A 26,690-nucleotide genomic window follows, 5' to 3' on the forward strand; every position below is an offset into this window, starting at 1 on the left:
TCTGCTGTTTTCAAAGTTCGGAATTCGCACGATTTTTACGTTTAGTTTTTAATTTCGCTATTGCAACCAACGGTTTGGGCTATGAGTAGTTGCGTGGTTTAGCGGTTAACATTGCAAGTATACACGAAACTGAAAATCCGCGAGGATTTTCAGAAGTAGGCGAGAACAAGCAATTACTTATAGCCATTGTTGTGGTGTCGTTATTATTCATTCGCAAATTTATTCTTAATTGCTTTTTCAACTCGTATTAATAAAAATACGACCATTAATATCATTAATCCCAATCCTAAAAACATTCCAATTTTCCCATCGGGTTCAAATATTAATCCAATAGTCGAACTTAAAGTCAAAAGAGCTCCAAGCTTAATCATTTCAATGGAAGAGTATTTTTGAGAGAAATCCCATCTTTCTTGACTTTTCATAGAACTTGAGGTTCTGTATCCATAAAGTCCATTTATTTTTTTCGGTGGAAATTTTAGCATTAAAAATCCTGCGAGCATAAAAATTATTCCAGACGATGACGGAATTAGAAATAAGGGATTGTCAAAGGGTAAATTCATTATTGATTCTTGATTTTATATTTTTTCGAGTTTGATTTTATTAACAAGTATGGTATTCCGACAATCATTGAAGTCCAAAAAGCATAATTTTGAATACTTGGATTTTCAGTCAATACAGATATTAAATACCCAAAAATGATAATTAAAGCCATTCCAAACATCACATTTCGAAATAAATTTGCTATTCCTTCAATATTGTATTTTTCCTTTTCTTCTTTCGGCATTGTATTGTAGCCAGCAATCAGCCAATACATTTTTCCGTATTTTATTAAAAACCCAAGAACTATAAAAATTATTGCTGTTACTATCATTTTAAAATATTTTACGTTTTCCGTTGATTTCTAAACGTTCGGTCATAATGCACCACAACGTTAGCGTATAAATTTCAGTTGCGGAAAATCGGTACGATTTTCCGATTGAGACTGAAAGATAGAAAATTGCAATGAATTTCCGTAGGAAATTCAGCCGCAATTGAATTTATACATTGTTGGTTGCAGTTTTAATTCAGTTTTTTGAGGTTCATTCAGAGTTTGTTTTGCGTTCTGCTATTCAATTCCACGTTATGATTCCGCAATTTTGGAATTCGATAGAGTAGCAGTGATCAATTCACGTTTTTTTAATTCCGCTCAAGTTGATTTCTGCGCACAGTTCCGTTTTACATTTTTCAATTCAGCGTTACGTTTCGGTCTCGAGTTTTAAATTCAGTTTCTGCGCAAAGTTCCGCTGTTTTCAAAGTTCAGAATTCACACGATTTATACGTTTAGTTTTTAATTCCGCTATTGCAACCAACGGTCTCGTATAACCGTCAGTTACGGGATTAAAGATAGTGTTTTTCGGTTAAGCACTGACGTTAGCAATTCCGAGTGGATTCGGACGCAGTCGAATCCGCCGTAATTGCGGTTATACATTGTTGTGCAACGTTTCTTTATTCCCACGCGAGTTTTTTCTTGTTTTCAATAACCTTAATCAATTTCATTCTTAAATTTCCATTTTTCAAGTCAGCTAATTGGTACTCGGAAACAGTATGAAACTCTGATTCAAGACCATATTCTCCGTCAAAAGTCAATTCGTAAATTCCATTTCCATTCGATTTCCAATTACCTTTTTTAATTGATAAAATTCCATTTCCGCAATCATAGAATTCGGTTAAGTCTTTAAAAATAACTTTTCCATCATTTTTAAATTCAAAAGTGTAGAGTATAAAATCATCTTTTGGTTTTTTGATTTTTAGTTCAAATCCACTTTTTAAATAATGATAGAAGTTATCCACGTAATACTTTCCAATAATTTTATCCGATTCTAATTTTTCTTCCGTTTTAGATATGTCTGTTTTGTTAAAGTCAGTTTTAGCCTCGGCAATTTTTATACTGGAAGTTTCAACTTTATTTTGTTTTTCATTGCAACTGTAGAATAGAACTACAGTTAAAATCAGTAATATTTTATCTTGAATTTTCATTTTTCTAATGTTGCACAACGGTCTCGTATAACCGTCAGTTACGGGTTAAATTAGCGTTTATTTTCGGTTTAGCACAGACTTTAGCAATTCCGAGTGGATTCGGACGTAGTCGAATCCGCCGTAATTGCGGTTATACATTGTTGTACGCAGGTTTTTTATTCGGTTAAATTTGCAATACATTTCTCTCTTATTCTCCAAATTTGGTCAAACTCAAATTGCGAATTTATTTCGTTTAGCCAATTTCTCAAGAACTCTTTGTGATAATCAACTTTAAATTCCGTAACCTGATTTGGTTCGATTAGTTTTTCTTGGATTATGTCTTTTTCAATTTTTTTGAATTCCGATTGCTCACTTGTTAAGTCAGTTCGCTTATTATTTATTTTTAGATAACAATGTGCTTCTGGAATAAATTCAATAGAGTTTTTAGTTAGTTCAGTTCCAATTTTTGGTGTGTTTAATTCGGTCATTCGATAAATTCCGATTACTAAATCAATATTTGGTATGCTATTTAAATCCGCAATTCTTTTTAAAAGAGCGTGTTTTGAGCTACAAGTTCCTTTTTGTTCAGATATAACGAGTCCAAAATCAGTCCGATTTTTATTTCGTCCGTATGGTAAGTTTTTAATGAACTCGGTCAATTCATTCCACGTTTCAATTCCGGTACTTTTTGCAAGTTCCGTTAGTTTATCTTTTGACTTTAATTTGTAATCTGTGTTCATTGCTCAACTTGCGTACAACGTTTGTGTATAAATTTCAGTTGCGGAAAATCGGTACGATTTTCCGATTTAGACTGAAAGATAGTAAATTGCAAAGAAATTCCGTAGGAATTTCAGCCGCAATTGAATTTATACATTGTTAGCAGACGTTTTTAATATTCAATATTAAATTGAAAACTATTCATTCCATTAAAAACTTCAACTACATTAATCGGATTGTTTTGACTATTATAGGAATATTCATAATTTCGGTCTAAGTTACCATTTTCGTATATTGAAATGATATTGTTTTTTAAAAAAGGGAAAGAGTATCCTTCGTAACCATCCCAACCAAAATCCCCAACTAAAAAGTGATCGAAAGAATTTAAAAACTTATGAAGATAAATTGAACTTAAATGTCCAAAAAATGGATTTGTATTATTATCATATTCATATTCTGAGATATGTAATAAACTGTTATTGCTGTTAAAAACACTTATTTTTTTAATATTTTGATTATTATCATACTCAATTGAAGCATAATTTTGATCTTTTGTAATTTTGACAATCAAACCATTATTTTGTTCTAATGTTATAATTCCGATGCTACCTGTATTTGAACTCGTATTGATATAAATTAAATTATTATCATATGAGTATTCTTCTGTTCTTATTATTGTTGGATTAATAGAATTGCTAGGTTGATTAATTGTTTCGGTTACATTTAATAGTCTGTTGTACGAATCATATGTGAATATTGTGTTTGAACTAAAGTTGGAGTTATTTGAAATCAAATTTCTAGAAGCGACATTGTTTGAGTTATAATAAAAATCAGTTTCAGTATCAATGTTTTCGGAAGTGTAAGTGTCAATAATTTTTATTAGTTGATTATTCTGGTTATATAAGTATTCTAAATTTATATTGTTACTTGCATGTTCCTTTTTTACCAAGATATTATCAGTAATCTCATTATCAACTACACTATTATTATCTTCTGATGAACAAGACATTATTATTAATATCAATAAAGCTTTTAAAATTAACTTATGTTTTTTCATTATTGGTTGGTTTAAATGTTTGCTAACACGTATATATACGCAATAATACTAAAAATAAAATAAATATTCAATCTAAACGTCAAAATGTTTCAAATCTTAATGTTTATAGTAGGTTAGCAGATTTTAAATTAATTGCGCAATTTGTATATCTAATTAAAATTATTTTCTATTTTTGATAAATAGATATACAAATTACGCAAGTTTTGATTTTAAGTAATTATTCGTTTCAGTTTGGTAAACATAATGACAAAAATGTTATTTGGATTCAGTTTCCATACTCGACAACGCTCATAAATCAACTTAAAAAACGTTTTCCTTCAGCAAAATGGAGTAAAACTCAAAAGTGTTGGTATATGTTAGATGGTGCTTCTGTTAGAGAAGCGTTACAGCTACCAAGCAAAGACCAATCTGTTGGTCATCTGCAAGAAATTCATCCAAAAAATCACGAAGCATTTATAAATTTTCATCAGTTACTTAAACTTAAAGCATATAGCCCAAACACCATAAAAACTTACCTTTATGAGTTTGCCCATTTACTTAAATTGATAAAAAATTATGATGTAAATAAGCTTACTCCAGAAAAACTTAAATCCTACTTTTTGTTCTGCTTAGAGCATGATAAAATGAAAGAACGAAAGTTAAACGGTAAGATTAATGCCATAAAATTCTACTACGAGCAAGTATTACATCAACCACGAATGTTTTTTGACATACCAAGACCCAAAAAGCCTATCACTTTACCCAAACATTTATCTAAAAACGAAATTAAACGCTTATTTAAACAAGTTGAAAATGAAAAGCATCTACTCATTTTAAAACTGGTTTATGGCATGGGTTTACGCTTAAGCGAAGTGACTAATCTTAAAATAACCGATATTGATAGCGAAAATATGATGGTTAGAATAGAAGGAGCAAAAGGAAAAAAAGATCGTGTAGTAAATTTACCCGAAAGTATTTTGGAAGAAATGCGAGATTACTACCAAAAATATAAACCAGAACATTATTTGTTTAACGGTCAATACGGCGGAAAATATTCGACAAGAAGCGTGCAAAGTATTTTTAAAACCGCAATGAAAAAAGCCAGAATTAATAAACGTATTGGTATACATGGGTTACGACACAGCTACGCAACTCACCTTTTAGAAAGTGGCGCAGATATTAGGTTTATTCAAGAATTATTAGGGCATTATAGCATTAAAACTACGCAGGTTTACACCAATGTAACTAATCTTTCTAAGCATAAAATTAAAAGTCCTTTGGATTATTTGTAAACACATTCTTGTAAAAATAGGAATCTAAAAATGTCTTTTGTCTTTAATAACGCTGCTCACTGAGCGTAGTCGAAGTGATGCATGACTAAAAAATCTATTTTTAGAATATGTCAATTAAAGATTCTTCGCTTTGCTCTGAATGACATTCTTAATCTTAACAAAATTCACTTTTCATTCAGAAGCTTTTGCGCTAAGCATAGTCTAAGTGATGTATGACTGATGAATCTAAAATAAATTGATTTTTTAAGTAGAGATTATTTGCTTTCGGTCTTAATGACAGTCTCATTCTAAAAACATTACTTTGTCATTCAGAAGGAGGAACGACTGATGAATCTATTTCATTCAAAACGCTTATTATAGATTCTTCGCTTTGCTCTGAATGACAGTTATAAACTTAAATACCAACCAATAGTTAACCAATATCTTTGTCGGGTATCATTATTAATAAAGTTGTTAATACGGTATTCTAAGCCAAGTTCAAGTTTGTTATTATCTGTAAATACATAGCCAAAATTAGGCGATAATCTTAGCTCTAAATCGTATATATTTCCTTTAAAAATATTCAAATATTCGTTGCTAATTTTAAAATACCATTCGGTTGGATCTACGGTTTGTCCATTTAATGGTAAATCAAAAGTTAATCGATAACGAAGTCTAAACTGCATGTCTTGATCAGTTTCAAAAGTTTGATCAGAAGCAAACCTATGTCCTAATCGATATGTGTTTAAAGATTTAATTACAGTAAACTGCTGTATGCTACGTTTTATAACATCATTATCGGTAAATCGAAGTAAAAATCCGCCAGCCAATTTATTATTTAATCCTACTTTTTTTGAAACAATAAAAGCAGCATCTGTATGCACGTAATCGTAACCAGAATTTTGATTGCTGTTGGTTATCCCTTCTGCAAAAAGTTGCCTAAATTCTGATTTGAAATTTAGTTGCCAATTATTATTTAATGATTTACGAATGTTTAGCGTAGGCAACGTACCAATTTGGTATCTATTTTGTCCAAAACTAATCGAAATAACAAGCAGAAATAAAACTAAAAAAGCGTAACGTTTTTTCATTAAAACTCGATATTATCTGTGTTTCTAAAAACAATTTTAGAGGTAGATTCTAATTGTCCATCGTGATTAAACAAAAACTCATAAAGGTGTTTGCCAGAATCGGTTTTTCCTTTTAAAACAATTTCGTACTTAATTGTAATATTATTTTTAATGTCATTATTAAAATAGTTGATTAGGTCTTTTTCTTCACCAGAAAACTGAATTTGTATTTTTCTAATCTTATGTTTTTTAAAGGTGTTTTTTAAAGATTTTTTAATGTTTTGTTGTGTAATTTCGGGTAAAATATTCCAGGAGTTTTCAATTTCAACATCTTGAATATTTCCGTTTTTATCAAATTCAATACTGTAATTTTTACCCTTAAATTTAGATTTTGCTTCAAAGCTAATACCATTATTACTTTGTTCTTTGTACCATTTTACTTTTTTAGATTGAATGATTTTTGAAACAAATAATCTGGCTTTTTTAGGTACGTTTGTAAACGAAATTTTAGACTCTTGCTCATATTTTGTTTGTGCTGAAAGTTGAAGCACAGCCAAGAAAAGTAGTAGTAGAAAAATTAATTTTTTCATGAGTAAACGGTTATCTTGCAAAGATAAACATTGAAACAGATAATTATGAGTAATAGCATTCAATTTGAAGATTTTACCAAAGTAGATTTAAGAGTTGGAACTATCGTTGAGGTTAATGATTTTCCTGAAGCGCGCAGACCAGCGTTTCAGTTAAAGATAGATTTTGGAGATTTAGGTGTTAAAAAAACATCTGCTCAAATAACGACTATTTATAAAAAAGAAGATTTGCTTAATAAACAGATTGTTGCTGTTGTAAATTTTCCTAAAAAGCAAATTGCCAATTTTATGAGCGAGTGTTTGGTGATTGGAGCAGTAAAAGAAAAAGATGTGTTTTTACTTAATCCAGAACAAAAAGTACCTAATGGTAGTAGTGTAAATTAATATTTAACCACTTAAAATATTTCTTATAAAATTTTATCTATCATTAAGAGCGATAGCAAAGAATCTATAATAAGAGCTTTAATTACAAAGATTCATCAGTCATGCTTCCTTCTGAATGACAAGTGAGTTTTATTAAGGTTGAGACTGTCATTCAGAGCGAAAGCGAAGAATCTATTGTAGTGATTGCTTTTTATGGAGATTCATCAGTCGTTCCTCCTTCTGAATGACAAAGGAATGTTTTAATAAAGTATCTTTAAATTATTAAAAGTAAATTTAGCTTCTAAAAATTCTTAAATATTGAAACCATTAGGAACACATAATTATTATGTTTACATACTTACAAATAAGAATAGAACAGTATTGTATACAGGTGTTACTAATAATTTAGTTGAAAGATTATATTACCATAATAACCCATTACCTTTTTCAAAGTCATTTACAGCTAAGTATAAGTGTTTCTTTTTATTATATTTTGAACATTTTACTGAAATAGAAGCAGCAATTAAAAGAGAGAAAGAAATAAAAGGAAAGAGTAGAGCTAAAAAAGAAAATTTGATAAGCAGTTTTAATCCAAATTGGAAGTTTTTAAATCAAAAAATACAATAAAAAGATTCATCAGTCATGCTTTCTTCTGAATGACAAGTTAGTTGTATTAAGGTTTAGAATGTCATTCAGAGCGATAGCGAAGAATCTAAAACAAGAGTTTTGACTAACAAAGATTCTTCAGTCGTTTCTCCTTCTGAATGACAAAGGAATGTTTTTAGAATGTAATTGTCATTCAGAGCGAAAGCGAAGAATCTTAAAAAGTAAGATAAAAAAAGCACTTTTAATTTTAAAAGTGCTTTTTTAATTAGTTTAGTTTAGTTGTTTTTTATATATCGTCAAAATCTACATCTGTAAATCTGCTTTCTGCACTTTCAGAAGTAGTTTCTTCAGTATTGTACTCTTTTTTAAAGTCTTTTTGATGACGCTCGCTAATTACTTCTTCACCTTTTTCATTTACAATATAATCGGTCATTTCTTGTAAAATAGTGTTGAATTCGCTAAAATCTTCTTTGTATAAATAGATTTTGTGCTTTTTGTAGTGAAATGATCCATCATCATTTGTAAACTTTTTACTTTCGGTGATGGTTAAATAATAATCGTCTGCTTTTGTAGCTCTTACATCAAAAAAATAAGTACGTCTTCCGGCTCTAAGTACTTTAGAAAAAATTTCCTCTTTCTCCATCATTTCGTTATTCATAATATGAGTTGTGTTTATTAAAAATTTCTAAATCAAAAATCAAAAAAAAAGTTGAATGTCACAACAATTTAATGCAAATCTTTTTACTTCGTGGTTTTTAGATACAGCTCTTTGTAGTAACCATCTATGTTTATAAGCTGATCGTGTGTGCCAGATTGCACAATATTACCGTTGTCTAAAACAATAATTTTATGTGCATTTTTTGCTGCAGAAATACGGTGACTTACAATAATTGTGGTTTTACCTTCGGTTATTTTTTTAAGATTATTTAATATTTTTTCTTCAGTTTCTGTATCTACAGCAGATAAACAGTCGTCAAATAACATAATTTGTGGCTGCTTTATTAACGCTCTAGCAATAGATACACGCTGTTTTTGTCCGCCAGAAAGAGTAATACCACGTTCGCCTAAAACAGTGTCATATTTTTTATTAAACTTTATAATGTTTTTATGGACTTGTGCTTGTTTTGCAGCTTCAATAACCTCTTCATCAGTAGCATTTTCTTTACCAAATTTGATGTTATTATTAATAGTGTCACTAAATAAAAAGGCATCTTGTGGTACGTAACCAATTGCGTTTCTTAAACTGTTTAAGTTAAGTTGTTCTATTGGGTTTTGGTCAATACTAATTTCTCCTTTTTCTACATCATACAATCTACCAACCAAATCTAAAACGGTAGATTTACCAGATCCTGTTTTACCAATTATAGCAAGTGTTTCTCCAGAATTCACTTTAAAACTTACATCTTTTAAGGCTTGTATGTTAGTGTCGTCATAAGTAAAAGATACGTTTTTAAACTCGATATTACCTTTTATGGTCGAAGGTTTTGGATTGTTGTTTTTAATTTCAGGTTCGGTCTTTAAAAACTCGTTTATTCTTTTTTGTGATGCTTCTGCTTCTTGTACAATAGAGGTTACCCAACCAACAGTAGCAACTGGCCAAGTTAGCATGTTTACGTACATGATAAATTCAGAAATGGTTCCTAAAGTAATTTCTCCAGCCATATATTGTTTACCGCCAAAGTAGATTACTACGATGTTACTTAAACCAATTAGTAAAATCATCATTGGGAAGAAAAACGCTTGAATACGCACCAAACTTAGTTGTTTTTGTTTGCTAGTTTCAGCTAAATCTTCAAAGTTGGTATAGGTTTGAGGCTCGATTCCGTAGGCTTTAATTACTGAAATTCCGCTAAAAGTTTCTTGAGAAAACGTAGATAGTTTTGATAAAAATTGCTGTACAACGGTACTTCTTTTATGTATTTCGGAACTAATTTTATAGATAATAACCGATAAAATTGGTAACGGAATTAACGTGTACATTGTCAATGTTGGCGATTGTCTGTACATAAAAATAATAACGACCACAAAAAGCGTTAATGTGTTAATACTATACATTAATGCAGGACCAACATACATACGTACTTTACCAACATCTTCGCTAATACGATTCATTAAATCTCCAGTTCTATTTTTTTTGTAGAAATTAAGCGATAGTCTTTGGTACTGTTGGTAGACTTCATTTTTTAGATCAGCTTCGATAAATCTAGATACATTAATTAATGTTTGTCGCATTAAAAAGGTCATAATTCCTGAAAAAGCAGCAGCACCAACAATAATTAAAATGTATTTAAGAAGTGTACTTTTAAAAAGCGCTTCATTTACATTTTCATTTTGAAGTTGTTGATTAACCACGTCAATTATGGATCCAATATACTTTGGTACAAAAACCGAAAAGACTTTAGAAGCAATAGTTATAAAAATACCGATGATAATTCGGCTTCTGTATTTATAAAAATATTTATTAAGATGTTGTAGTTCTTTCATTAAGAAATTAATAATTGAAATAAATTATATTATCAAATTCGTATTTTAACACTAAAATAATTGTACATATATTAATTATAGTCTAATTTTGCACCGTCATTTTATAAAATTTATAATGTGACTAGGTCTAAAATTAATATCAATTAAAAATGATTTCAGAATTAATCAATACAAATCAATTACAAAAAGCAGACCCTGTTTTTGGGCAATTATCTTTTGACAATCACGAACAAGTTGTTTTTTGCAACGACAAAGATACAGGATTAAAAGCAATAATTGGGATACATAATACAGTATTAGGACCTGCTTTAGGTGGTACCAGAATGTGGCAGTATGCTAACGAATGGGAAGCACTTAATGACGTACTACGTTTATCGCGCGGTATGAGCTTTAAATCTGCAATTACTGGTTTAAATCTTGGTGGAGGAAAAGCAGTAATTATTGGTGATGCTAAAACACAAAAAACACCAGAGTTAATGAAACGTTTTGGTGAGTTTGTTCACAGCCTAAGCGGAAAATACATCACAGCAGAAGATGTTGGTATGGAAACTGCAGATATGGATTTAGTGAGAGAAGTAACACCTTATGTTACTGGTATTTCTGAAGAAAAAGGAGGCGCAGGTAATCCATCTCCAATCACTGCTTATGGTGTGTTTATGGGTATGAAAGCTGCTGCTAAATTTAAATTTGGTACAGATATTTTAGAAGGAAAAAAAGTAATTGTACAAGGTATTGGTCATGTTGGCGAAACTTTAGTAGAACACTTAGTACAAGAAGGAGCAAAAGTAATTATAGACGATATTAACCAAGAGCGTCTTGAAGCTATTAGTAAAAAGTACGGTGCAACAATTTATAAAGGTGAAAATATTTATGCAGAAGAAGTAGATATTTACGCACCATGTGCATTAGGAGCAACAATTAACGATGCTACTATCCAAACATTAAAAGCAAAAGTTGTAGCAGGAGCAGCAAATAACCAATTAGCAGACGAGATTAAACACGGTCGTCTACTACAAGAAAAAGGTATTGTTTACGCACCAGACTTTTTAATTAACGCTGGAGGAATAATTAATGTTTACGCAGAATTAGAAAATTATGACAAAACAGAAATTATGCGCAAAACAGAAAACATATACAATACAACTATTGAGATTTTAAACAATGCAGATGTTAATAATATCACGACACATCAAGCTGCTTTAAATATTGCACAAAGTAGAATAGAAGCAAGAAAAAAAGAAAATCAACAATAGGTTATCCTATAAATTATATTATTTTTGCAAGGCGAAAGAAACCAATCTTTCGCCTTTTTTAATTTAACAAGAAAAGCATTTTAAACTAAATAGTGCACAACCCAAAAAGTTCTTTGTAATGATGTTAACAAGAAGACATATTCGTGTAAAAGTAATGCAAACACTATTTGCATTTAATGGTACAGAAAGTGATGATTTTACAAAAGATCAAAAGTTTTTATTGTACAGTATAGACAATATGTATAACCTGTATTTACTATTAATGTCTTTATTAATAGAAATCAATAAAAAAGCGACAAATCATCTAGAAACCGCACAAAAAAAACATCTAGCTACAGAAGAAGAAAAAAATCCAAACAAAAAGTTTATTAACAACCAATTACTACAATTAATCGTTAATAACGAAAGACTAAAAGTTCAATTAGAAGACAGAAAAATAACAAATTGGCAACTAGATAACGAGTACGTAGATTTACTTTACAAAGAAATTAAAAACAGTGACTTGTACAAAGATTACATGTCAACAAAGACCTCTACTTTTAAAGAAGATAAAAACTTTGTAATAGATATCTTTAAAGAAATTATAGCACCAAACGATAAACTTTACGATTATCTAGAAGATAAAAATCTAACATGGTTAGACGATTTACCAACAGTAAATACATTTATCCTTAAATTATTAAGAAAACTTAAAGAAACTAGTGATCCTGTAACTTTAACACCAAAGCTATACAAAGATATAGAAGACAAAGAGTACGCAATTAACTTGTTTAAAAAGACATTACTTAATCAAAGTAAACTAGGTGAAGAAATCTCAGGAAAAACCAACAATTGGGATAGAGACCGTATTGCATCATTAGACATGGTCCTATTAAAAATGGCAATTTGTGAGTTGTTACACTTTCCTTCAATACCAACTAAGGTAACTATAAATGAGTATTTAGAGATTTCTAAAGAATACTCAACACCAAAAAGTAGCATCTTTATTAATGGTATTTTAGATAAACTTTTAAAAGAATATCAAAACGACGGAAAACTAAATAAAGTAGGTAGAGGATTGATGTAGTAAAAAAATATTCTTACTTTTACCAATCTAAAATTTTAACCCTTAGCCAATTTGGCAATAAATAACTATTAAAAAATTATATTATGAAAAAAGTACTAGTGGTATTAAGTGCAATTTGCTTAGTAGGATTTACATCTTGTAAAGAAGATGCAACCAAAAAAATTGATGCAGAAAATGTAGCAGCAGCAGCAGAAAGAGATGCAAAAGCAAACGTATTTCCTGTAATGGAATTTGATAAAACAGAACATGATTTTGGTGAAATCGAATCAGGTACACCAGTAGAAACTGTTTTCTCTTACAAAAACGTAGGTGAAGCTCCGTTAGTAATTACAGATGTAAAAAGTTCTTGTGGATGTACTATCCCTAAAGACTGGTCAAGAGAGCCATTAGCTCCAGGTGAGTCAGGAAAATTTACAGTTAAATTTAACGGAAAAGGTGCTAACAAAGTAACTAAAGTTGTTACTGTAACAGCAAATACAAAAACAGGTAGAGAAACTGTAAAAATCTCTGCTTTTGTTAAGCCAGATCCTAATGCACCTCAAAAAGGAATGCCTACAGTTCAATAATTATGGGAGAATTAGGAAGTTTTTTACCAATAATTTTAATGTTTGCTGTGGTGTACTTTTTTATGATTGCACCTCAAATGAGACGTGCTAAGCAAGAAAAAAAGTTTGCAGCAGAATTAAAACGTGGTGACAAAGTAATTACAAAAAGTGGTTTACATGGTAAAGTTGTAGATCTTAACGAAAAAGATAACAGCTGTATTATAGAAACTATGTCTGGTAAGTTAAAGTTTGATCGTTCTGCTATTTCTATGGAAATGAGTAAAACATTAAACAATCCAACATTAGAAAAGAAGTAATTATTACAACATATTTAAAAAAAGGCGACCAAATTGGTCGCCTTTTTTATTTGTTATCACTTCAAACAATAGTCAAAATTCATAACTAAAGAAGGATGTTGATTAGCAGTTTTTATACTTATCGTGTAAGCCTTTTAATTCAATAATCATAGGTGTAATTTTTTCTAAACGACTAATTTTTGTAACCTCTCGTTTAGCTTCATTTATATAATTACAATATTCTTTTTGCTTAGAAGGGCTTAGTTTATCAAAAGCTACTTTTAGATTAGCGTTGTTTTTAAAAGCATCTTTTAATTCTGTAGGAATCGTAATATCTGCTTTTTTAGTTCGAGCGGCTTTAATTTCTTTTCCTAATTTTTGATTTTGTATTGCTTCTTTTATATAAGATAAAATTAAATCAGCTTTTAATTTGTCGTCACTCTCAAAGCGCATTTGTCGTAATGCTTTTGTTTTTCCTTCTTGAGCGTTTACCAACATATTAGCTTCGTCTTTTAAAAATACGCCATTAAAAAACCATAAACAATAATGGTTTTTAAACGCACCTAAGCCAATGACATTTTTCCCATTTATAGAGTAGGTTGGTGCATTCCATTTTATATGTTCTTCTAATTCTGTTGAAATCAAAAGTTGCCTTAAGGTGTTTAATTGATTAGAAAAATCAGAATGGTTCTCTATATACTCTTCAACTGAGCTTACTTTTTTCATCATATTCTCTTTTGTACTAAGGTACACAAATTCTATTTTAAATTTTAACACTTTGTAAGTGTTTGTTATTCAGTTTTGTATAATTATTATTTAAATTTAGTCTAAATAAACTTTGTTTTATTTGTTTTCAGATATATATTTGCGGCATTATTTAAAACCAATCTAAATAAGTTATGATAAAAAATATAAGTCTATTATTAATGTTATGTGTGCAATTTGCATTTGCACAATCAAAAATAGAAGGTCGTATTACAAGTCAGACCAACGAAGTTATTCCATTTGCAAATGTTATTATTGAAGGTACTTCAAAAGGAACATCTGCAAATCAAGAAGGGTATTATTTATTAGAAAACCTACCAAAAGGAACGTATAATATAAAAGTGTCTTACGTAGGTTTTGTAGCTCAAACTAAGACAGTAAACTTAGAAGAGAATCAAAATTTGACAGTTAACTTTCAACTAAAAGGTGATACAGATTTAGAAGAAGTTGAAGTTTTTGGAAGTCGTTTTGAGCATCCTGATAAAATTGAAGCATTAACCAGATTACCATTAGCGCCTTATGAGCAAATACAGAGCATTTCTATAATTTCTGATAAGTTAATTATGCAACAAGGTAACTTAACCATTTCTGAAGCAACTAAAAATGTACCAGGTGTATATACGTTTGCTACGTATGGTAATAAGAGAGAAAGTATGTCTTCACGTGGATTTAGAGGTATTCCTATCTTAAAAAATGGCGTTAGAGTACATTCAGATTTTAGAGGTGTTGGTGTTCTTACAGATATGCAAGGTGTAGATAATATACAAGTATTAAAAGGTGCAGCATCAATCACTCAAGGTGTAGCAACAGATTTAGGAAGTCCTGGTGGAGTTATTAATTTAGTTACAAAAACACCTAAGTATACTTTTGGTGGTAATGCATCATTGCGTGCAGGTAGTTTTGGTCAAGCACGTACTACTTTTGATGTGTACGGTCCATTAACCAAATCTCAAAACACAGCATTTAGAATTAACGGTGCTTTAGAGCGTGCAGATAGTTTCAGAGATAATGTGTCTAGCGACCGTTTTTATATCAATCCTTCTTTTGAATGGAAAGCAGATGATAAAACAACATTCACTTTTGAAATGGATTATTTTGAAGATAGCCGTACGCCAGATGTAGGGACAGTTAATCTTGGTGAAAATGATGTAAACGCTATTTATGATCTTCCAGATAGTCAGTTTTTAGGATATGAAAACGATAAGTCTTTAACAACAAATGCTACTTATGCCATTCGTTTAGACAGAAAATTAACCGATAAATTAAGCTTAAAAGGAGCTTTTTATAAATCTAGTTTAGATTTAGATGATAAAGGAACTAGTTTAGGAAATGTAGTAGAAGACACTAACGGAAATCCTATTTACAATCAAAGAGTAAGAGGTTATTCAGTGTCTACAAGAAGTGATGATAATAGTGTTTTACAGTTTGATTTAATAGGAGATGAGCTTGAAACAGGTAAATTAAAGCACAGTTTTCAAGTAGGATTTGATTATCGTACCTCTAATTTTAGTACAACATCTCAACGTGTTTCAGCAATTGATACCATAGATGTTTTTACAGAAAACACGCATACTTTACCAGATAATTTAAGTTTTTCGGCAGTAAATATTGGTGGTGCAAAATCAAAAGCAATCGGTTTTGTTGCACAAGACGTTATTACATTTAACAAATGGTTTAAAACCTTTTTAGGTGTTCGTTACAGTAAAACTCAAACAATTACTGAAACAGAAACTACTCAAAGTGATGCTTTTAATCCTTTAGGAGGAATTATAGTGTCACCATTTAAAAACATTAACCTATTTGCTTCGTACACAAACAGCTCGTACCCAAGAACAGCAACTCGTTTAGATGCTAACGGAAACGAACTTGGTAACGAAAGATTTGATCAATTTGAAACAGGTATTAAAACCAACTGGTTAAACAATAGACTACGTTTTAACTTAACGTATTTCAAAATTAATAACAGAGACATCAACCTTCCTGTGTATGACGAAAACTGGGTAGCAACAGGCTATTACCAAAAAGGAGGAAACGACCAAAGACAAGGTATAGAGGTTGAATTAAGTGGACGTATATTAGAAAATTTAGAAGTGATTACAGGTTACTCTTACATAGATGCACAGTACAAAGAACATACGTCTTTTGTTTACGGTTCTTCACCATTAAACACACCAAAGCATACATTTAATGCTTATGCAAACTATAGCTTTAAACAACAGTTAGAAGGATTATCTGTTGGAGCAGGAGTGTATTACACAGGAGAAAGACCAATTAACGATTGGAGTGCTGGTGCTGTAACACACGAAGGTATTGTGCCAAACCAAAAACCATTTAATGTAGATGCTTATACACTTGTAAATGCTCAAGTTGCTTATAAATTTGATCAACACTGGAACTTTAGAGTCTTATTAAACAACGTGTTTAACGAAATAGGTTACAATGCCTACAGAACACGTTTTATTAACCAAACAGATCCAAGAAGTTTTGCAGGTGTATTAACTTATTCGTTTTAATCTTTCTATAAGTCATTCTGATTGATGTAAATTTGCCATCTTCAGAATGACTTTTCTTAAAAACTATTAAATGAAAAAAAAGAAACCATACACAGTAAGAAAACTAATTAACGATATTCATTTATGGCTAGGATTAGCTAGCGGAATAATTTTGTTTTTAGTATGTTTTAGCGGAACGATTTTAGCTTTTGAACACGAAATAAAAGAGTTCTTTTCAGAAGAATTTGTAGTCACTCCAGAAGCTAATACGCAAACAGTAACACAATTGGTTTCTACCTTAAAAGAAAAAAATGAAGGTTTTGTTACAGGTTTACAAATACCAAGTGAAGCTAATCAACCTTATGCTTTTAGCGTAAAGAAAGATTTAAAGCAAAGACGTGGTGCTACAGTTTTAGTAAATCCATATAACTCAGAAGTTAAAACAGTTGAAAAATCTAGCGCAGATGCCTTTTTATTTAGCATGTTTAAGTTACACAGGTGGTTATTGTTAGATATTAATATAGGAAGACCAATTGTTGGAGTTGCCACAATTATATTTTTAATTCTTTCAATTTCAGGTATTGTCTTATGGTTTCCTAAAAAGTTTAAATGGCGAAATTTTAAACAAGGATTTAAAATTAAAACCAATGCCAATTGGAAACGTATCAACCACGATTTACATAACACTTTAGGTTTCTATTCGTGTATTATTGTTTTAATCATGGGGATTACTGGTTTATGTTGGTCTTTTGAAGGGTATCGCGAAGGATTAGGTAATTTAATAGGAGCTAAAATTTTTGATAGATCTTCACCTGAATTAAAAGTTGACAATAATACTGAAGAAGCTATAACAATAGATGAAGCAATAAAAATAGCCAACAAAACATTAGATTATAAAGGAGATTTATCTGTGAGTTTTCCTAATAAAAGAGCTGATTATTTCAGTTTTAGAAAATCTAACGAAGATAATTGGTCACCAGTAACTTCAGATAGGTTATATCTTAGTAAGACAGGAAAGGTGTTAGCAGTAGATTATTTTTCTGACAAACCACTTAATCAACAAATAGCATCGTTAATACGTCCAATTCATACAGGAGAAGTTTATGGTATGTTTTCAAAAATTATATACTTTTTAGCGTGTTTAATAGCAACAAGTCTACCTGTTACTGGTACGTTAATATGGATTAATAAATTGAAAAAGAAAAAGAAAAGAAAGTGAATCCCTTATTTTCATTTTAATTGATTTGATTTTCAAAATTAGCCTCAAGAGATTGAGGCTTTTTTTATAACTATTTAAAAATCAACTTTATTTAAGTTTTAACTTAAAAAGGTGTGAATTTTACTTTGTTTAAAAGAATTTCTTAAATATATTTGCCGACGGTTTTGGGGAGATACTCAAGCGGCCAACGAGGGCAGACTGTAAATCTGCTGACTATGTCTTCGCAGGTTCGAATCCTGCTCTCCCCACAAAAAAAAGCGCTCTATTTAGAGCGCTTTTTTGGTTTTTTGATTGATTGATCTGGTTGGTTTATTGATTAAAATATAATGTTAAACTCTAGGTCCTTATCTGTTACTTCAAATTTAGCGTCACTATATTGAGGTGGACCATAAGACATTGGGTTGTTTGACATACCGTAACTTTCTAAAGGCATACCGTTTTCAAAATCCATACGTTTGTTGTCATTTTCATCATGCATGACCATTATTGCGTAAGTACCAGCTTCAACATTAGTAAAAGTTACAGTAACTTGTCCGTTTTCTATTTTAGAAGTTAAATTTTTTACACCAGCACCTTTCATAAATGTGTCTTCGGTATGTAAACCTAACAGAACACTACCTTTGTTGTTTTTAATATTTTTAATAGTCACTGTAATATTTTGACCATTAGAAGTCGTTTTTGTTTCTGTTTGAGCATTCACATTTAAGGCAAATATAAATGCTATAAAAAGTGTGTAAATAGTTTTCATAATTAATCGGTTTTGTTGTTTTTTGATAGTTCAAATGTCTAACAAAACATGATGCTTACATAAACTAAGTAACCGAACTGTAGATTTTTTTAGATGAATTGTTTTATTCTACAGGGATAATCTCTACACGTCTGTTTTTTTGTCTACCTTCTTCAGTATTACTCATATCTATAGGGTAAAGTTCTCCAAAACCTTTAGCTATTAAGATATCAGGGTTAACACCTTTAGTTATAAGATAGTCTTTTACAGCGTTTGCTCTCTCTAAGGATAACCTCTTATTGGTAGTGTTTGATGAGGTATTATCTGTATGACCAGAAATTAAATATTTTTTAAACTTTCCTTTTTTGATAAATTCAGCCATATTATCAAGACTTTTTTTGCCTGCTTCATTTATGTCTGCCTTACTTAAATCAAAGTAGATATAGACAGGCTTCAGTCTATTTAAATCGTCTTTAGAATAACTATCTTTAATTTCTTTTTTAGGACAACCATCTTCTGTGCCTTGTAATTCTGGACATTTATCATATTTGTCTGGCACACCATCTTTATCATAATCTGGTAGCGGACAACCTTTGTTGCTAGTGTCGCCAGCTGTTTCTGGACATCTGTCGTATAAATCAGGAACTCCATCGTTATCTTGATCAGGACAACCGTTATTTGTGCCTGGTGTATCAGGACAATTATCTTCTTTGTCTGGTATGCCATCTTTATCGGTATCGGGGCAACCATTAAACTCGGCTAAACCAAAGGTATTAGGACACTCATCTTCCTGATTAAAAATACCATCATTATCATTGTCTGACCCTCCAAATTTGAAAATAATTCCTGCAGAATGTTGATAATGACTTAAACCGTAGTCTTCAAAAGCATGTTTGTAAACGCTTTGTGCTGTTAACCCAAAATTATAAGTTACCCAAAAGTCTATACCTACTGCACCGTTTACTGTTCCTGCACCAATTTCGTCTAACCACGTGTATCCACCACCAAGACTTACATAAGGATTAACCACAAAGCTATTAGTTAGTTTATATTTAAACATACCGTCAATAGAAATGTAAGGAAATTTTTCGTCTCTATTAATATGTTCTTGCCTTACACTATTTAAAGATACTAGTGTTTCAAAAGAAAATTTATTCTTTAAATGTCTTGATAATGCTAGTTTAAAACCAGCAGGATCCATATTCCATGTTTGAAATTTACCCTTTTCACCAGGTAGTTTTCTTACAGGATTATTTACTGCGTTTGTACTTAAACTTGCTGTCCAAGGAGAATATTTATCTTGAGCAAAAGTTGTTTTAAAAAAAGATAGAGAGAGAATTACAGTTAGTAGTAAAACTAAGCGTTTCATGTGTTTTTAGTAAATTGATTAATAGCAAAGCCAATATAAACTAAAAAAATAGAATAATAAAAATAAATAGATAATAGGTTAAAGATTAGCGATTAGCTTACAATAAACCACGTGCTTTAATTTCTAAATACTTATTAATAGTATCTAAAGTAAGGTTTTCTGGAGTGGTTAAAATAGAGTAGATGCCGTACTTTTTAAGCTCGTTAACGATTAAGCGTTTTTCAAAAGCAAATTTTTCTGCAACTACCTTATCATAAGTTTGCTGTATGGTTTCGGCAGGTGCTTTGATAAATTTATCTAGCTCTGTATTTTCAAAGAAAATAACGACTAGTAAATGGTTTTTTGCAATTCCTTTTAAATACGGTAATTGTCTGTGTAAACTGTCTAATGTTTCGAAGTTTGTATAGAGTAATATTAAACTTCTATGTGTAATGTTTCTTTTTATATCTGCATATAATCTACCAAAGTCACTTTCAAAAAAATCGGTATTAACGTTGTATAAGCCTTCAAGAATTAAATTCATTTGAGATGTTCTCCTTTCAGCAACGACACGATTTTCAACACGTTTTGAAAAAGTGAAAATTCCTGCTTTGTCTTGCTTTTTTAATGCAACATTACTAATCACTAAAGACGCATTTATGGCATAATCCAGAAGGGTTAACTGGTTAAAAGGCATTTTCATAACACGACCTTTGTCTATTACAGAATAAACTGGTTGCGATTTTTCATCTTGAAATTGATTAACCATTAACGCATTTCGTTTTGCGGTAGCTTTCCAGTTAATGGTACGCAAATCATCACCTAAAACATATTCTTTAATTTGTTCAAATTCCATTGTGTGACCAAGTCTACGCACTTTTTTGATACCGTATTGTAGTAAATTATTACTAAAAGCCATCAAGTCGTATTTTTTTAATTGAATAAAACTTGGGTAGTTAGGTACCATTGCATTATCGTTAAAAGTAAAACGCCTTGCGACTAAACCAAACACCGATTTTGCGTATATATTTAGTTTACCAAAATGATATTCGCCACGTTCTACGGGACGTAATTGGTATTCTAATTTAGATGATGAAGATGCGTCTAGTTTTCTTTCAATATTAAAATCTCTTACTTGAAATTGTTCAGGAATTTCGTCTATAATATTAGTGTATACAGGAAATGTATAAAAGTTTTCAATTTGAAGTTGAATTGGGTTTTGATCTCCATTTGAGAGTTTTTCGGGTAAAATTCTTGAGGCTGAAATTCCTTTTTTAGCTGAAAATAATAGCAGTGTATCTAATACTATTAGTGCAACTAAACCTAATAGCAATAATGATACAATATTGAGTAATCTTGGAAACAAAAAGCTAACCACATACAATATCATTATGGCAATGCATGCATAGAAAAAACGGTTTTGTATGTAAAATGGTTTTAAGAGTTTCATCTAATTATTCTTCTATGAGATATTACGATTATTATTTGTTTTGTATAAATCTAATTTTTTGGATTTGGTCCAAATTGATTTATTCCATATTCACTATTTCCTAACAACATTACAAAAATGTAAAATGGTATAAATTGATACCAACCATTATTACCTCTATCATGACATCTTTTAGCACCTTGAGCAAACAGAAACCAGAATAAAGGAATTACTATAATCAACCCAAGAATCTGTGGAATTTTATAGAAATAAATGTTTTCGATTATGTTAAATGTTAATCCAAAAATTTTACAAATAAAAACGCTTATTATAAATTCAGTTCTTCTAATTCTACCTTGAAATGAAAATGGATTTTTAAACATATCAATTACCTTGGTATTTCTACAGCTTCTATAATTTGTTTTATAATTTGTTTGCTTGTTACACCTTCCATTTCGCGTTCTGGCGTCACAATAACACGATGTTGTAACACAGGTATTGCTGCTTGTTTAATGTCTTCTGGAGTTACAAAATCGCGTCCATTCATTGCAGCAAAAGCTTTACTAGATTTTAGAATAGCTATAGATGCTCTTGGTGATGCACCTAAATATAAAAATGGATTGTTACGTGTGTTTACTATAATATCTGCGATGTATTTTATCAAATGACTTTCGATAATAATCTGATTGACTAAACCTTGAAACTCTTTAATTTTTGCTTCACTTAAATAGGTTGTGATTTGATTAATTTTTTTATCGCCTTTTAAGTCGTGTTCACGATTTAAGATTTCTATTTCTTCTTCTAAATTAGGGTAATCAATATCTATTTTGAAAAGAAAACGGTCTAATTGTGCTTCTGGTAAACGATACGTTCCTTCTTGCTCTACAGGGTTTTGAGTAGCTAAAACAATAAAAGGTAAACTCATTTGATATTTATTACCGTCTATAGTTATTTGGCGTTCTTCCATAACCTCAAACAGTGCAGCTTGTGTTTTTGCAGGTGCACGGTTAATCTCGTCAATTAAAACCATGTTAGAAAAAATAGGACCTTTTTTAAACTCAAATTCAGATTTTTTCATGTCAAAAACCGAAGTTCCTAAAATATCACTCGGCATTAAATCGGGTGTAAATTGAATACGACTAAAATCTATTGCCAAAGATTTGGCTAATAAACGTGCCGATATTGTTTTTGCAACACCAGGAACACCTTCTATTAAAGCATGACCGTTGGCTAAAATAGCAGCAATTAGCATATCAATCATTCCTTTTTGACCAACGATTACTTTACTAATTTCTGACTTTATTTGCGCAACACCTTGTTGCAGTTCGGTTAGGTCAATACGGTTAGTAAAGTTTACATTTTCATCAGTTGTTTCTGGTGTAACATGATCTGAAGTAACATCATTTGTTGGTACAGAATTCTCAGTGTTTTCAGCTTCTGACGGAATGTATTTTTTTGCTTCTTCGTTATTAAATTCTTCCATAATTTATGCGGTATAAAAATCTTCTATTTGCTTATTTAAATTGATTAAATCTGCTTCTGTACATTGTGGTTTTGCTTTTAAATGTACTATAGATTTAACTAACTGTTGTATTTGTTCTATGTCTTTTCCTGATTTTTGAATCAGTAGCTTGGTAAAACGTTCGTCTAAAACTTGAGTGTCTAAAAAGTAAACACGTCTTAAATATTCTAAAAAGTAGGTTATTTTCTTTTCAACTAAATTGTTATGGTCTTTAGTTTCGTAGTATAAATTACCAATGGTTTTTGTAAATGCTACGGTTGTATTTTCGTGCGGTTTAATTTCTTTAACAATGCGTTGTCTTCGTTTTGCGTTAAAAATTAAGAATAACACCAAACTAATCAAGCCTAAATACCAAGCGTAACGCAGTGCATCTTGACTTAAGATATATCTAAGTTTAGAGCTGCTAACGTTAGTGTTTGCTTTGTTTAGCGAGTTGTAAAAAATATTATCTTCTGGCAGATAGCCCAAAACCGCTTCGGCATATTTTTTATTGTTTTTCTTTAATAAATTATAATTTGTAAACGCAATTGGTTGTAAATGAAGTAAAAACGAACCTTGATAATAATTAACTTTTATAAAGTTAGGAAACGCAATACTATCAAATGTTTGATGCCCTAAAACCGTTGTAAGATCTTTGTCAAGTTTTGAAAAATGAAAGTTGTTAATACCTCTATCTATGGTAATACTATCTGTTTTAAATCTTGGATTAGTTAATGTGAAATAGCTATTACCTTTTAAATCATATTGGTTAGTTGTATTAAATCCTAACGAGTCTTTTAATCGGTTAGGAAAATAATTGCTAGACATAAAAACGGTGTTACCATAGGATACAAAATCTAAAAGCTCTTGTGCTGAGATTTCGTCCATTTCTGAGTATTGCGCTACGTGTATAAAATTACCAGTTGTGGTATATTCGTCTTCTTCCCAATCGTAATAGGCGTCAAAAAACTCGTAAGGTGTTTTTCTTACATCTGTAAACTCTTGATTAGGAAAAACAGCTTCTAATTCTTCATGAAAGATATACGTACCAAAAGGAATTTTGTGTCTTTCGTTATAGGTTGGTTTCCAGTTTATTGGTCGCTCTCGAGTAAGTTCGATAAACGCTATTAGTCCAAAGATGAATATCAATAAACCGATGTAAATTTTTATTGTTCTGTTCATGCTTTTACCGAGTTTAAAAAGTTAGTAAAAGCACGTTTGGCTTTATCAAATTGAGTTTGATCTACATTAAATTCGCCATACCAAATGTAATTGTACAAATAGGATGTGTAGGCAAATTGTTCTGAGATTTCAGGTGTTTTTATTTCGTATTGATAATCGCTGTTTGTTTTTTCTGGATCGTAGTCTATTATTTCTTTTTCAGATAAACCTTTTAAGAGCCACAAATAGTAATATCTAATAGCAAGTCTGTAATTATTATTGCTTTCGGCTTCACTAATTAAAGCTTTAAAATTGGTGTGATGAATGTTGTTTTCTACATCAGTAACAGGAATAATACTTTTGTCTGACGATTTGCCAAAAACCCAAGTCCCTTCTTTATTTACAATAGCTTTAAAGATGAAATAAATAACCAACAAGAAAATGATAACACCAGCAATTTTTAGCGCTAAATCTGTAGCTCTAGAGGCTTGACCAGCGTTTTGAATGTTAAATAGACTTTTTAGAAAATCTGAAACCGCTTTTTTAAATCGAGTCCACCAACCAGAACTAGCTTCGCTACGTTGGTAAACAAAATCATCATCTGTATATTTTTTAGATAAATCATCAAATTGTTTTGGTGAAACATAGCCACTATCGGTTGCAACCGAATCTATAGCTTCTAAGTACTCATAGTCTTCATACACGTCTTGCGAGTGTTTTTGAAGTGCATTAGCTGTACCAAAAGCTAATAAAAATAAGATGATATGTAATTTTAATAGTTTACTCACCAGATCCTATTTGGTCAATAACGCTTTTAGTGTTTACGTTTTCGCTGGTTTCTTTTAAACCATAGTAAACAATACTTTGATTAACCTGTATAATAGTTTGTAAAGTTGTACTGATAATAAAAGATATTACCGAAATAACGATAGCTAAAATTAAACTTCCAATAGACATATCTTCCATACCTACAGGTTCTTGTATAACAGTTATGCTTTGCACACCTTGCACAACACCTTGTATAAAACCAATACCCATTTGTATGACGTAAGCCATTAAATAAAAAATACCAATACAACCAACAGCATGCCAAAACTTGCTACTAATTAGTTGCCAAGCATAACCAAAACTATCCCAAAAGTTACGTTTGTTATCTAATTGCTCTAAAAGCGTCATGTGGTAAAGGCTACTAAATATACCCACTAAAAAAGGTAGCGCTAAAATACCAACAATAGTAATTGCAAGTATAAAACCAACAATACCAAAGACAATAGCTAGCGGAATTGCAAGAATAAATCCAAATACAACAAAGCCTAAAAGCTTACCAATGTTAGCTTTGTAACTATCTGTAATTTCTTTCATCCCAAAATTAGTACCGTTATGTTTTTCAAAAAGTTTGAAATAAATAGGAGTGAAGGCATAAACTATAACCCAAAACACTATAGTTAGTATAACTACACCAATAATGGTAAGTATAAATGCACCAAAGTTTTCATTAGCAAACTGATCAAAAGCATCTGAAGCAGTTCCTCTAGTAGAAAAGTTATACATCAAAGATTCTGTATAAGTTTTAGTAATATAGTAGCTTACAACAGCTAAAACAATAATTAATGCGCCACTAATAGTGAAAAAATGAGTAAAGAAATGTTTACCATGTTCTTTTAAAAAGGTGAATGTATCTTGAAAAAACGAGTTAAAGTCTCTATTTTGATATAGTTGCATAGTTTAGTTTTGCTTTTCTGTTAACAATAAACGGATATATTAAATAGTAAAATGAAATTAAGCTTAATGTTGAAAGTATGATACCAATAGACAACCAGTTAGGCATCACATTAGAATATCTAGTCACATAACCTTCTAAAAAACCAGCAGCAATGGTAAAAGGAAATGTGCTAATTAAAATTTTTACACCAATTTTCACGCCTCTTTTAAAAGAAGTCATCCTGGAAAATGTTTTAGGAAACAATATGCTAGCTCCTAAAATAAAACCAGCAGCACCTTCTATAACTATGGCAAAAATTTCCATAGCGCCATGTATCCAGATACCTCTAACGCTTTCCCAAAACACATCTTCTTTTACAAACATATATTGAAATGAACCTAGCATAATCCCATTCTCCATTAAAACATAACCTGTACCTAAACCTCCAAAAATACCTAAAACAAAAGATAAAATACCTACGTAAAGGTTGTTTAAGGTAATACCAAAAGCGCTTCCCCAATTACTACCGCTTTTGTATATAGCAACTGGATCACCTTTTTCAATATTTTCTAAAGTAAGATTAACATAGTGATCACCTAAAACTAATCTGATAAAAGCATCATCAAATTCAGCTGAAAGTGCGCCAATAGCAACAAAACTTAAAAAGACAATAAAGGCATAAGCCACGTAACGTCTATATTCATAAACTATTAAAGGGACTTCAGTTTTCCAGAAATACACAAACCTATTAGTGTCTTGTCGCTTGGTTTTATAAATTTTCTGAAATGCTTTTGCCGCAAGATTATTAAGATATAAAACCGTTTTACTTTTTGGATAATACGTTTGTGCGTAGGACAAATCATTAACCAATTGTGTGTAAAGTGAGGCTAATTCGTCAGGGTTTTTTAGTTGTTTTCCAAAAATAGCTTGTTCAAATTCTAGCCATTTTTCTTTGTTGGTTTTGATAAAAGCGACTTCTCTCATAAAGCAACCAAATCTACATATTTTTTATTTTAAAACCACTTTTAAGCGTTAAAAAAATGCTTACATTTGACCT

Annotated in this window: 28 protein-coding genes and 1 tRNA gene; 10 read left to right on the forward strand and 19 right to left on the reverse strand. The window is 30.7% G+C overall.

The features are described 5' to 3' along the window. Positions 1–203 precede the first annotated feature (203 nt). The 5 genes from WA327_RS15070 to WA327_RS08450 form a co-directional block, all read right to left on the reverse strand. Positions 204–422 (reverse strand): SdpI family protein, encoded by a 219-nt coding sequence (locus WA327_RS15070; RefSeq protein ID WP_407942457.1) that lies wholly within the window; start codon positions 420–422, stop codon positions 204–206. 137 nt (positions 423–559) lie between these two features. Beyond that, positions 560–871, reverse strand: a complete 312-nt coding sequence (locus WA327_RS08435) for a DUF3784 domain-containing protein (RefSeq protein ID WP_336068597.1) — start codon at positions 869–871, stop codon at positions 560–562. Between the two features lie 614 nt (positions 872–1,485). Continuing rightward, positions 1,486–2,016 carry a hypothetical protein gene (locus WA327_RS08440; RefSeq protein WP_336068599.1) on the reverse strand — a complete coding sequence of 177 codons (531 nt, stop codon included), beginning with the start codon at positions 2,014–2,016 and terminating at the stop codon, positions 1,486–1,488. Between the two features lie 155 nt (positions 2,017–2,171). Beyond that, complete coding sequence (locus tag WA327_RS08445) at positions 2,172–2,735, reverse strand: hypothetical protein (RefSeq protein ID WP_336068601.1); 564 nt, start codon at positions 2,733–2,735, stop codon at positions 2,172–2,174. A 149-nt stretch (positions 2,736–2,884) separates the two neighbouring features. Then, positions 2,885–3,769 carry a hypothetical protein gene (locus WA327_RS08450; RefSeq protein WP_336068603.1) on the reverse strand — a complete coding sequence of 295 codons (885 nt, stop codon included), beginning with the start codon at positions 3,767–3,769 and terminating at the stop codon, positions 2,885–2,887. Positions 3,770–3,972: 203 nt separating this feature from the next. On the opposite strand from WA327_RS08450, the gene WA327_RS08455 reads away from it, so the two are divergent. Next, positions 3,973–5,040, forward strand: a complete 1,068-nt coding sequence (locus WA327_RS08455) for a tyrosine-type recombinase/integrase (protein WP_336068605.1) — start codon at positions 3,973–3,975, stop codon at positions 5,038–5,040. A gap of 386 nt (positions 5,041–5,426) precedes the next feature. Here the strand turns inward: WA327_RS08455 and WA327_RS08460 are convergent, their stop codons facing one another. Together WA327_RS08460 and WA327_RS08465 are read right to left on the reverse strand one after the other, a co-directional pair. Continuing rightward, positions 5,427–6,110, reverse strand: coding sequence for a DUF2490 domain-containing protein (locus WA327_RS08460; protein WP_336068608.1), 684 nt, complete (start codon positions 6,108–6,110; stop codon positions 5,427–5,429). Further along, on the reverse strand, positions 6,110–6,679 hold the full coding sequence (locus WA327_RS08465) for a hypothetical protein (protein ID WP_336068611.1): 570 nt from the start codon (positions 6,677–6,679) through the stop codon (positions 6,110–6,112). Before WA327_RS08465 ends, WA327_RS08460 begins: the two co-directional genes overlap by 1 nt. 45 nt (positions 6,680–6,724) lie before the next feature. Between WA327_RS08465 and WA327_RS08470 the strand changes: the two genes are divergently transcribed. Continuing rightward, complete coding sequence (locus WA327_RS08470) at positions 6,725–7,060, forward strand: tRNA-binding protein (protein WP_336068613.1); 336 nt, start codon at positions 6,725–6,727, stop codon at positions 7,058–7,060. 297 nt (positions 7,061–7,357) lie between these two features. Beyond that, entirely contained in the window at positions 7,358–7,666 is a 309-nt protein-coding gene (locus WA327_RS08475) for a GIY-YIG nuclease family protein (RefSeq protein ID WP_336068616.1), read from the forward strand. A gap of 265 nt (positions 7,667–7,931) precedes the next feature. On the opposite strand, the gene WA327_RS08480 is transcribed toward WA327_RS08475, so the two are convergent. Beyond that, on the reverse strand, positions 7,932–8,303 hold the full coding sequence (locus WA327_RS08480; protein WP_407942458.1) for a PUR family DNA/RNA-binding protein: 372 nt from the start codon (positions 8,301–8,303) through the stop codon (positions 7,932–7,934). Between the two features lie 83 nt (positions 8,304–8,386). After that, positions 8,387–10,129 carry an ABC transporter ATP-binding protein gene (locus WA327_RS08485; protein ID WP_336068619.1) on the reverse strand — a complete coding sequence of 581 codons (1,743 nt, stop codon included), beginning with the start codon at positions 10,127–10,129 and terminating at the stop codon, positions 8,387–8,389. Between the two features lie 149 nt (positions 10,130–10,278). On the opposite strand from WA327_RS08485, the gene WA327_RS08490 reads away from it, so the two are divergent. From WA327_RS08490 to yajC, 4 genes are all read left to right on the forward strand, one after another. Next, positions 10,279–11,382 carry a Glu/Leu/Phe/Val dehydrogenase gene (locus WA327_RS08490; RefSeq protein ID WP_336068622.1) on the forward strand — a complete coding sequence of 368 codons (1,104 nt, stop codon included), beginning with the start codon at positions 10,279–10,281 and terminating at the stop codon, positions 11,380–11,382. 121 nt (positions 11,383–11,503) lie between these two features. After that, positions 11,504–12,448: a transcription antitermination factor NusB gene (nusB, locus tag WA327_RS08495; protein WP_336069837.1), complete on the forward strand. Its 945-nt coding sequence runs from the start codon at positions 11,504–11,506 to the stop codon at positions 12,446–12,448. A gap of 83 nt (positions 12,449–12,531) precedes the next feature. After that, positions 12,532–13,014, forward strand: a complete 483-nt coding sequence (locus tag WA327_RS08500; protein ID WP_336068625.1) for a DUF1573 domain-containing protein — start codon at positions 12,532–12,534, stop codon at positions 13,012–13,014. A gap of 2 nt (positions 13,015–13,016) precedes the next feature. Then, positions 13,017–13,310 (forward strand): preprotein translocase subunit YajC, encoded by a 294-nt coding sequence (yajC, locus tag WA327_RS08505; RefSeq protein WP_336068627.1) that lies wholly within the window; start codon positions 13,017–13,019, stop codon positions 13,308–13,310. A 102-nt stretch (positions 13,311–13,412) separates the two neighbouring features. On the opposite strand, the gene WA327_RS08510 is transcribed toward yajC, so the two are convergent. Continuing rightward, positions 13,413–14,015, reverse strand: a complete 603-nt coding sequence (locus WA327_RS08510) for a DUF1801 domain-containing protein (protein ID WP_336068629.1) — start codon at positions 14,013–14,015, stop codon at positions 13,413–13,415. 173 nt (positions 14,016–14,188) lie between these two features. Here WA327_RS08510 and WA327_RS08515 point away from each other — a divergent pair, with 173 nt between their 5' ends. The 3 genes from WA327_RS08515 to WA327_RS08525 all read left to right on the forward strand — a co-directional run bounded on the left by WA327_RS08515 (position 14,189) and on the right by WA327_RS08525 (position 18,013). Continuing rightward, on the forward strand, positions 14,189–16,567 hold the full coding sequence (locus WA327_RS08515; protein ID WP_336068632.1) for a TonB-dependent siderophore receptor: 2,379 nt from the start codon (positions 14,189–14,191) through the stop codon (positions 16,565–16,567). A 70-nt stretch (positions 16,568–16,637) separates the two neighbouring features. After that, complete coding sequence (locus WA327_RS08520) at positions 16,638–17,765, forward strand: PepSY-associated TM helix domain-containing protein (RefSeq protein ID WP_336068633.1); 1,128 nt, start codon at positions 16,638–16,640, stop codon at positions 17,763–17,765. Between the two features lie 166 nt (positions 17,766–17,931). Further along, positions 17,932–18,013: transfer RNA gene (locus WA327_RS08525), tRNA-Tyr, on the forward strand. Positions 18,014–18,081: 68 nt separating this feature from the next. Here the strand turns inward: WA327_RS08525 and WA327_RS08530 are convergent. The 9 genes from WA327_RS08530 to WA327_RS08570 form a co-directional block, all read right to left on the reverse strand. Continuing rightward, positions 18,082–18,513 (reverse strand): DUF2141 domain-containing protein, encoded by a 432-nt coding sequence (locus WA327_RS08530; protein WP_336068635.1) that lies wholly within the window; start codon positions 18,511–18,513, stop codon positions 18,082–18,084. Positions 18,514–18,616: 103 nt separating this feature from the next. After that, positions 18,617–19,861 carry an OmpA family protein gene (locus tag WA327_RS08535; RefSeq protein ID WP_336068637.1) on the reverse strand — a complete coding sequence of 415 codons (1,245 nt, stop codon included), beginning with the start codon at positions 19,859–19,861 and terminating at the stop codon, positions 18,617–18,619. A 97-nt stretch (positions 19,862–19,958) separates the two neighbouring features. Further along, the gene (locus tag WA327_RS08540; protein ID WP_336068639.1) at positions 19,959–21,290 is read right to left on the reverse strand and encodes a DUF58 domain-containing protein; all 1,332 of its coding nucleotides are present in this window, start codon (positions 21,288–21,290) and stop codon (positions 19,959–19,961) included. A gap of 50 nt (positions 21,291–21,340) precedes the next feature. After that, positions 21,341–21,652, reverse strand: coding sequence for a DUF805 domain-containing protein (locus tag WA327_RS08545; RefSeq protein WP_336068642.1), 312 nt, complete (start codon positions 21,650–21,652; stop codon positions 21,341–21,343). A gap of 5 nt (positions 21,653–21,657) precedes the next feature. After that, positions 21,658–22,752, reverse strand: a complete 1,095-nt coding sequence (locus tag WA327_RS08550) for a MoxR family ATPase (RefSeq protein WP_336068644.1) — start codon at positions 22,750–22,752, stop codon at positions 21,658–21,660. A gap of 3 nt (positions 22,753–22,755) precedes the next feature. After that, complete coding sequence (locus WA327_RS08555) at positions 22,756–23,952, reverse strand: DUF4350 domain-containing protein (RefSeq protein WP_336068646.1); 1,197 nt, start codon at positions 23,950–23,952, stop codon at positions 22,756–22,758. Next, positions 23,949–24,719, reverse strand: coding sequence for a DUF4129 domain-containing protein (locus WA327_RS08560; protein ID WP_336068649.1), 771 nt, complete (start codon positions 24,717–24,719; stop codon positions 23,949–23,951). The genes WA327_RS08555 and WA327_RS08560 overlap by 4 nt, the downstream gene beginning before the upstream one ends. Continuing rightward, positions 24,712–25,653, reverse strand: coding sequence for a hypothetical protein (locus WA327_RS08565; RefSeq protein WP_336068651.1), 942 nt, complete (start codon positions 25,651–25,653; stop codon positions 24,712–24,714). Before WA327_RS08565 ends, WA327_RS08560 begins: the two co-directional genes overlap by 8 nt. After that, positions 25,634–26,617: a stage II sporulation protein M gene (locus WA327_RS08570; protein ID WP_336068654.1), complete on the reverse strand. Its 984-nt coding sequence runs from the start codon at positions 26,615–26,617 to the stop codon at positions 25,634–25,636. Before WA327_RS08570 ends, WA327_RS08565 begins: the two co-directional genes overlap by 20 nt. Positions 26,618–26,690 lie beyond the last annotated feature (73 nt).

This window comes from Mesoflavibacter sp. CH_XMU1404-2 (assembly GCF_037029465.1).
Taxonomy (GTDB): Bacteria; Bacteroidota; Bacteroidia; order Flavobacteriales; family Flavobacteriaceae; genus Mesoflavibacter.

Bases quoted from the DNA above. Each gene is read 5' to 3' on its own strand.
- WA327_RS08470 (WP_336068613.1), top strand. From the start codon at position 6,725: ATGAGTAATAGCATTCAATTTGAAGATTTTACCAAAGTAGATTTAAGA.
- WA327_RS08500 (WP_336068625.1), top strand. From the start codon at position 12,532: ATGAAAAAAGTACTAGTGGTATTAAGTGCAATTTGCTTAGTAGGATTT.
- WA327_RS08510 (WP_336068629.1), bottom strand. From the start codon at position 14,015: ATGAAAAAAGTAAGCTCAGTTGAAGAGTATATAGAGAACCATTCTGAT.
- yajC (WP_336068627.1), top strand. From the start codon at position 13,017: ATGGGAGAATTAGGAAGTTTTTTACCAATAATTTTAATGTTTGCTGTG.
- WA327_RS08535 (WP_336068637.1), bottom strand. From the start codon at position 19,861: ATGAAACGCTTAGTTTTACTACTAACTGTAATTCTCTCTCTATCTTTT.
- WA327_RS08555 (WP_336068646.1), bottom strand. From the start codon at position 23,952: ATGAACAGAACAATAAAAATTTACATCGGTTTATTGATATTCATCTTT.
- WA327_RS08550 (WP_336068644.1), bottom strand. From the start codon at position 22,752: ATGGAAGAATTTAATAACGAAGAAGCAAAAAAATACATTCCGTCAGAA.
- WA327_RS08540 (WP_336068639.1), bottom strand. From the start codon at position 21,290: ATGAAACTCTTAAAACCATTTTACATACAAAACCGTTTTTTCTATGCA.
- WA327_RS08485 (WP_336068619.1), bottom strand. From the start codon at position 10,129: ATGAAAGAACTACAACATCTTAATAAATATTTTTATAAATACAGAAGC.
- WA327_RS08465 (WP_336068611.1), bottom strand. From the start codon at position 6,679: ATGAAAAAATTAATTTTTCTACTACTACTTTTCTTGGCTGTGCTTCAA.
- WA327_RS08565 (WP_336068651.1), bottom strand. From the start codon at position 25,653: ATGCAACTATATCAAAATAGAGACTTTAACTCGTTTTTTCAAGATACA.
- WA327_RS08530 (WP_336068635.1), bottom strand. From the start codon at position 18,513: ATGAAAACTATTTACACACTTTTTATAGCATTTATATTTGCCTTAAAT.
- WA327_RS08515 (WP_336068632.1), top strand. From the start codon at position 14,189: ATGATAAAAAATATAAGTCTATTATTAATGTTATGTGTGCAATTTGCA.
- WA327_RS08450 (WP_336068603.1), bottom strand. From the start codon at position 3,769: ATGAAAAAACATAAGTTAATTTTAAAAGCTTTATTGATATTAATAATA.
- WA327_RS15070 (WP_407942457.1), bottom strand. From the start codon at position 422: ATGAAAAGTCAAGAAAGATGGGATTTCTCTCAAAAATACTCTTCCATT.
- WA327_RS08570 (WP_336068654.1), bottom strand. From the start codon at position 26,617: ATGAGAGAAGTCGCTTTTATCAAAACCAACAAAGAAAAATGGCTAGAA.
- WA327_RS08545 (WP_336068642.1), bottom strand. From the start codon at position 21,652: ATGTTTAAAAATCCATTTTCATTTCAAGGTAGAATTAGAAGAACTGAA.
- WA327_RS08435 (WP_336068597.1), bottom strand. From the start codon at position 871: ATGATAGTAACAGCAATAATTTTTATAGTTCTTGGGTTTTTAATAAAA.
- WA327_RS08490 (WP_336068622.1), top strand. From the start codon at position 10,279: ATGATTTCAGAATTAATCAATACAAATCAATTACAAAAAGCAGACCCT.
- WA327_RS08440 (WP_336068599.1), bottom strand. From the start codon at position 2,016: ATGAAAATTCAAGATAAAATATTACTGATTTTAACTGTAGTTCTATTC.
- WA327_RS08520 (WP_336068633.1), top strand. From the start codon at position 16,638: ATGAAAAAAAAGAAACCATACACAGTAAGAAAACTAATTAACGATATT.
- nusB (WP_336069837.1), top strand. From the start codon at position 11,504: ATGTTAACAAGAAGACATATTCGTGTAAAAGTAATGCAAACACTATTT.
- WA327_RS08460 (WP_336068608.1), bottom strand. From the start codon at position 6,110: ATGAAAAAACGTTACGCTTTTTTAGTTTTATTTCTGCTTGTTATTTCG.
- WA327_RS08445 (WP_336068601.1), bottom strand. From the start codon at position 2,735: ATGAACACAGATTACAAATTAAAGTCAAAAGATAAACTAACGGAACTT.
- WA327_RS08480 (WP_407942458.1), bottom strand. From the start codon at position 8,303: ATGAATAACGAAATGATGGAGAAAGAGGAAATTTTTTCTAAAGTACTT.